This is a genomic window from Anabaena sp. UHCC 0399 (assembly GCF_034931465.1).
In the GTDB taxonomy this organism is placed as follows: domain Bacteria; phylum Cyanobacteriota; class Cyanobacteriia; order Cyanobacteriales; family Nostocaceae; genus Trichormus; species Trichormus minutissimus.
Genome location: NZ_JAYGGZ010000048.1, coordinates 50,345 through 56,884 on the forward strand (window position 1 = coordinate 50,345; position 6,540 = coordinate 56,884).

At 42.5% G+C, this 6,540-nt stretch carries 7 protein-coding genes; 6 read left to right on the forward strand and 1 reads right to left on the reverse strand.

The window, feature by feature from the left end; all coding sequences use genetic code 11:
• Positions 1–278 precede the first annotated feature (278 nt).
• The 4 genes from VB693_RS22430 to VB693_RS22445 all read left to right on the forward strand — a co-directional run bounded on the left by VB693_RS22430 (position 279) and on the right by VB693_RS22445 (position 3,815).
• The gene (locus VB693_RS22430) at positions 279–2,312 is read left to right on the forward strand and encodes an FAD-dependent oxidoreductase (RefSeq protein WP_323268195.1); all 2,034 of its coding nucleotides are present in this window, start codon (positions 279–281) and stop codon (positions 2,310–2,312) included.
• A 105-nt stretch (positions 2,313–2,417) separates the two neighbouring features.
• On the forward strand, positions 2,418–3,038 hold the full coding sequence (locus VB693_RS22435; RefSeq protein WP_323268196.1) for a hypothetical protein: 621 nt from the start codon (positions 2,418–2,420) through the stop codon (positions 3,036–3,038).
• A gap of 118 nt (positions 3,039–3,156) precedes the next feature.
• Positions 3,157–3,483: an ATP-dependent Clp protease adapter ClpS gene (gene clpS, locus VB693_RS22440; RefSeq protein ID WP_190705841.1), complete on the forward strand. Its 327-nt coding sequence runs from the start codon at positions 3,157–3,159 to the stop codon at positions 3,481–3,483.
• Positions 3,484–3,491: 8 nt separating this feature from the next.
• Positions 3,492–3,815: a DUF2103 domain-containing protein gene (locus VB693_RS22445; RefSeq protein ID WP_190705839.1), complete on the forward strand. Its 324-nt coding sequence runs from the start codon at positions 3,492–3,494 to the stop codon at positions 3,813–3,815.
• Between the two features lie 22 nt (positions 3,816–3,837).
• Here VB693_RS22445 and VB693_RS22450 read toward each other — a convergent pair whose 3' ends face one another.
• Positions 3,838–4,161 (reverse strand): hypothetical protein, encoded by a 324-nt coding sequence (locus tag VB693_RS22450; protein ID WP_190705837.1) that lies wholly within the window; start codon positions 4,159–4,161, stop codon positions 3,838–3,840.
• 427 nt (positions 4,162–4,588) lie between these two features.
• Between VB693_RS22450 and VB693_RS22455 the strand changes: the two genes are divergently transcribed.
• On the forward strand, positions 4,589–5,050 hold the full coding sequence (locus tag VB693_RS22455; protein WP_323268197.1) for a hypothetical protein: 462 nt from the start codon (positions 4,589–4,591) through the stop codon (positions 5,048–5,050).
• A gap of 4 nt (positions 5,051–5,054) precedes the next feature.
• A partial coding sequence (locus VB693_RS22460) for an NB-ARC domain-containing protein (protein ID WP_323268198.1) occupies positions 5,055–6,540 on the forward strand: 1,486 nt, incomplete at its 3' end.

The window sequence follows — 6,540 nt, forward strand, 5'->3', positions numbered from 1 at the left end:
AGAGGCACAGAGAACACAGAGAAAGAAGGATTTGAGGAGTTTTTGCGTAAGTCCTGTCTATAACAGAGTTTTGTTGTCTAAGGTTGATGGGGATATGCTTAGGATACCGCAAGCAAAAGCGATCGCCATTGTCAAATTCCATGATCTTGGGCAAAATTTGTTTTTAGTAGTTCTGTGGCTTCACCTGTCACCTATCATCTGTCCCTTATCCTTGCCATGAACATTCCCAGGATGGTAACGTCTACAAGTCCGCACAGAGTAAAAAGGGTTCTCACATCATGAAGCGCAGACACCAAGTAGCCTCACTGATTAGTCTTACTTTAATCTCTGGCTACCTTGTACCACATTCTGCTATCATCGCCGCACCACCGAGAAGCCCAGACAAAACGGTCAACTGTGAGATTTTAGTTGTAGGTGGCGGACTTTCTGGTGTAGCTACAGCTTATGAGGGTTTGTTAGCCGGAAAAAGAGTTTGCTTAACAGAAATTACTGACTGGTTAGGAGGACAAATTTCTTCGCAAGGGACATCTGCATTGGATGAACGGCCAACTCAACGCAGTCGCCAGTTTTATTCTCGTGGTTATTTGGAACTGCGTAACCGCATCCAAAAGAAATATAGTCAACTAAACCCTGGCGATTGTTGGGTAAGCGATTCCTGTTTTTTGCCTGCTGATGCTCATACCATTCTGGCGCAAATGCTCAAAGATGCAGAAAAAAAGGGTAAAGGCAAGTTGGAATGGTTTCCCAATACGGTAATTAAAGAACTGGGAGTCTCCAAGAATAATACTAGTACAGGTGGGCAATTAATTAATAGCGCGATCGCTATCCAACATCAACCAGCGAAAGGCGCACCTCCCCTAAACACCTTTCCCCTATCGCAAACTATTGACGATGCTTATCGCTACAACAACTCGTCTCGGTTTACTAAAAGTATTATTCGCCTAGTTCCCAAGCAAACCAAAGGTAATATTCCCTGGTATGTTGTAGACGCTAGCGAAACCGGAGAAATTATTGCTTTAGCTGATGTTCCCTACCGTCTAGGTATTGATGGGCGTTCCTTCCTAGAACCTTCATCTTCTAGCACCAGCAATGAACCCTATTGCACACAAGGCTTTACCTACACCTTTGCAATGGAGGCTACGAAAGAACCGCAGCCGCAGAAAATGCCGCCATTTTATCTACAATACTCTCCCTACTTCAGCTATGAGTTAGAGCGGTTAGCCAATTTTGATTTAGTTTTTACCTATCGCCGCATTTGGAGTCCAAACAAGGGACAACCCACGACATTTAGAGGGGTGAATTTTACCGCCCCCACCCCAGGGGATATATCCATGCAAAACTGGACTTGGGGTAATGACTATCGTCCTGGGACTGCGAAAGATAACTTAGTTTACACTCGCCAGCAGTTACAAGGCACAGGACAATTAAAACCAGGCGGTTGGATGGGTGGACTGAGAACCGAGACTTTCCGCAAAGCTGAAGAACACGCCCTGTCTTACTATTACTGGCTAGTAGCTGGAACAACCGACTCTCAACTAGGGAAAGGTGTAAAACAGCAACAAACCAATAACCGCTTTTTATCAGGGTTAAATTCCCCGATGGGGACAGTGCATGGTTTATCCAAATATCCTTATATGCGGGAAGGGCGGCGTATCATCGGCCGTCCTAGTTGGGGACAACCAGGAGGTTTTACTATTTGGGAGATTGATATTTCCCGTCGCAACTACAATGATGAATATTACCGCAAAACCCTGCCAGCCAATATGTATCGCCAGCTAAAAGCAGCCTTGGCAGGTTTAGAAGCGACATCGGTAATTTCCGGTCAAATTTCCCCAGATAAAGCCATGCGCCGCACCCGTTCCACTATTTTCCCCGATGCTGTGGGTATTGGTCACTACGCCATTGACTTCCATCCTTGCATGACGAAAAGCCCTCCAGAAGCACCGGGTAATACAGAACGACCAGGGGAAAGACGAGGCGGTGGACAGGCTTATCCCTTCCAAATTGCACTGAGGGCAATGATTCCCCAAAAAGTTGACAATTTAATCGTCGGCAGTAAAAGTATTGCTACCAGTCACATAGCGGCTGCTGCTTATCGGGTTCACTCCTTTGAATGGTCTGCTGGCGCGGCGGCGGGAACTGTTGGAGCTTTCGCCCTCAAAAACAATGTTGCACCTTACCAACTAGTAGACGATTTACCCAAGCCAGAACCGCAACTGCAAGCCCTAAAACGTCTATTAGAAAAGAATGGCAACCCTACCGCTTTCCCTGATACTTCCATTTTTAATCAAAACTGGGAGGATTGGAGGTAATCATTTTATTGGCTATGTGGACAAAAATATCCCCGACTTTTCCAAAAAGTTGGGGATATAATTTCCTGACCAAAAATGATCAATATGATTTGTACAGGAAAAACTATGAGCAAATATAGAATCTTAAACCCAGACCAGAGCTATACTTTCAGCCAATATTTTCAACTACCAAACCCAACATTAGAGATTTTGGCTGAATTTGAATACAGCTATGAGCGGACAAATTTAGATTTACCGAGGTATGCTGAGGAAATAAAATATTTAGACTTTTTGCAAGGATACTTGCAACGTAATATTAGACTTTTTAATCCTGTTACTGAAATATCAATCAGAGAATTTTTAATTGCTCCTATTCTGGCTGAAGTGTGCGACCAAACAAACGCTGAGTTATATAGTGAATATCCTATTAATGTAGGTGAAAAACTTAAAGGCACATTAGATTATTACTTGCGTAAATTTAACTCCTTATTGGTACTTGAGGCCAAGCAATCAGATATCAGAAGGGGGTTTACGCAATTAGCAGTCGAATTAATAGCCCTAGAAAAGTCTGTTGACAATGAGTCAACTATCTTATATGGAGCAGTTACTAATGGAGATGATTGGAAATTTGGTACTCTCAACCGGGAAAATCAACTGATTTCAGAAGATATTAAACTGTATCGTGTTCCTGAAGGCTTAGAAGAATTAGTCCGAGTGCTTGTAGGTATCCTTTCCTATCATGGTTAAAGACAAGACAAAAGTTGGGTTTCCTCAATCCCCAGTCCCCAGTCCCCAGTCTCCTAACATAGATTAAACTAGTTAGTTGTAATGTAGTTTTGTAAAATTCCGTTGGTTAACTGCTCTTATGGTCACAATACGTTCAGCAGTGGTCTTTGCTATGGGTACAGCACCAACTGTCACTCCAGAAAAAACGAGTCAAACCGTCCGTAAGACTTATCCGAATTATAAGGTGATAGTTTTAAATGATGACTTCAATACTTTTCAACACGTCGCTGAATGTTTGATAAAGTATATTCCAGGTATGACTAGTGATTTGGCTTGGGATTTGACTAATCAGATACATCATGAAGGGCAAGCAATTGTCTGGGTAGGCCCTCAAGAACCAGCAGAATTGTATCATCAACAGCTGCGTCGGGCTGGGTTAACAATGGCCCCATTAGAGGCGGCTTAATAAATATTATGGGCAAATCCAGCGCAGACACTCCAAAAGCCAATACTCCCAAAGATGGTAGATTAGTCTGGAATCATTCTACTCACCTCCCTGGTTTGATCCCAATTTTAGAGCGTCTCTGTCAACAGAATGGGATTCAAACCATTACACCAGGGGTAATTGGCAGAGTCAGAGGCCACGCACCCAAGATGCAATTGCGTGTGTCTGTACCCATTCGTGGTGGTTACAAAGTCATTGCTAGACAGGGTAAGACAGTCCAAGAGGTGTTTATCCTGACAGTTCATGCTCAGGATAAACTTGAAGAAATGATTGCGATCGCCATGAAACAATGAAAAAATAAATGTTGGCTATTGCCTATTCTTCAACTCGGTGTACTGCAAATTTATGTAGCGGTAAACTCAAAATACACGAGAAGGTTAAAAAATATGACAATGCTGTCGTTATTTTTAACGTCATGAGTACAGGCTCATAATTGTGGAAGACCATCTTTTCTAGCCCAAACGCTACACAATAAACGAGCCAATAAGTAAAGCTCATTCTGAACAAAATTATCTCTGTTTCTTGCTGCTCATCATTTTTCGTATCTTGGCAATTCCACAGTAATCCTAAGCCAATAATACAAGCCACAAATGATACGGCAACTACAAACTCATGACACAATAAATTGCTTGCGTGCATTTGTATTTATTCCTATCTTTTGCCATTGAAATTCAGTCTAAAGGAATATTCTTGACAATCACTAAAAAGAGTTACAAACTGCAATACAACAATGCAATTTCTGTTAACAAATGCAACGATAAATATATTAATTTTACTAAATGGGGAATTGGGCAATTCAATGAGTGGAGTTTGGATTGGGATTTAATTTCATGACCACAGCGATCGCATTTGTTACCAGTCAAGTTGTGTTCGTCACCAACGCATATAGCGGTTCTCGCTTTAGTGAGGTACAAGAACCTAGAAAAAAATCTGACTTGTGTATACACCGTAAACTTCTTGAACGAGGATATTTTTGTTTGTGGCTGATGATTTGTGCTTTTTTCTCTGTTGAGAAACTGTTATGCTCAGGAAAATAGGTATAATCTCGTAATATTATTGTTAACTTATGGAAGCAGTAACATTGACGGCGGCGGCTGTTGTATCTCTGGTTTTTTCCGAAGCGTTGAAGGAAGGCGGAAAAGCTTTAGGAAAAGGGGTTTCCGAACAATTTGGTCAACTATTGAGTGCAATTCGGCAGAAATTCCAAGCGGCGGGTACGGAAGGAATACTCAAACGAGCTGAAGAAAATCCTACAGAGAAAAATCAAGCTAAGTTTCAAGATGAACTCGAAACACAAATGGAGGAAGACACAGACTTTGCTAATAAGTTGCAAACACTGATGAAGTCGCTACAAGCTAATGAAACGATTAATCAAATAGTCCTCAAGGGAGTCAAGGTAAAGGGTAAGGCGAAGATCGGCGATATAGATTTGACAGCCACTAGAGAAGGTGCAGTGAATCAAGAGGCAGTGGTTGATGCTGAATTTGGAGATGATCTTGACCTTGGCAATGTCAATATGAAGGCTTAGAATTATGAGCGAAAATCGCCCTAATCCTGAGCCAATAAGGCAGAACGCCTTTGAGAATGTTCAAGCCCGTGATATAAAAATTGGAGTTTTTAACCAGTCTATAAATCTGGGCAAAACTTCCAAAGCCATTGGTATTCCGCAAAATTTACCCCTGAGTGGAGTGGTGAAATTTGTCGGACGTGATGAAGAACTGGAAGAACTCGACAAACTATTGCAAGAAAATAACCAAGTAGCCATTGCGGCTATTTTGGGAATGGGTGGACTGGGTAAAACAGAACTCGCCTTGCAATATGCCATGACTCAGCGCGAAAACTACAAAGGTGGACTGTGCTGGTTACAGGCGAAAGTTGAGGATTTTGGGGTTCAAGTGGTGCGGTTTGCCAGAACTCAGCTTGATTTAAAGCCACCAGAAGAATTTGATTTACCTGCACAAGTACAATACTGCTGGCGGAATTGGCGTGAGGGTAATGTGCTGCTGGTGGTGGATGATGTTACAGATTACCAGCAAATCAGACCTTACCTACAGGGCGCATCTTCCAGATTTAAAGTGTTGATGACTACGCGCAAAAAGTTGGGTGCAGCTATCAAGCAATTATCTTTAGATGTATTACAACCAGATGCAGCATTGGAGTTGTTACGGTCTTTGCTGGCAGAAACACCAGGGCGAATTGAGAGAGAATTAGATGTAGCAAAACAGTTGTGCGAATGGCTGGGGTATTTGCCTTTGGGTTTAGAGTTGGTGGGGCGATATTTGGCGCGAAAACCGGATTTGTCCCTATCGGAAATGATGCAGCGTTTGGAGAAAAAGCGATTAGAACAACTCGCCCTTGTGAAGCCAGAAGCCGATATGACAGCACAACTGGGAGTGAAAGCCGCCTTTGAGTTGAGTTGGCAGGAATTAGCAGAGGATGATAAGTTATTAGGCTGTGTACTCAGTTTATTTGCAACCGCACCCATACCTTGGGAATTAGTAGAACAGAACTTAACAGAGGAATATGAAGATGAGTTAGAGGAAATTCGGGATGATAAATTATTGAATCTGCATTTACTCCAGCGCAAAGGTGAAGGAATCTATCAACTACATCCCTTACTGCGGGAATTTTTCCAATCTAAGTTTACAGGTTTAGAGCAAGCAGATGAATTTAAGCGATCGTTTTGTCAGGTAATGGTAGCAGTTGCTAAACAAATTCCTGAGACTCCTGTCCTTGAGGAAATCAACGCTGTTTCCCTTGCAATACCACACATAGCTGAAGTAGCAAACAATCTCATTCAATACGTCAGTGATGAAGATATAATTTCGCCTTTCGTCGGCTTGGGTCTCTTCTATGAAGGACAAGGGTTATATACTCAAGCTGAACCTTGGTGTCAGCAGTGTTTATCAACAGTACAAGACCGCTTGGGAGACAATCATCCCTCAGTCGCCGCCAGCCTCAACAACTTGGCATTACTCTACAATGACCAAGGAAAGTACGACCAAGCCAAACCCCTGT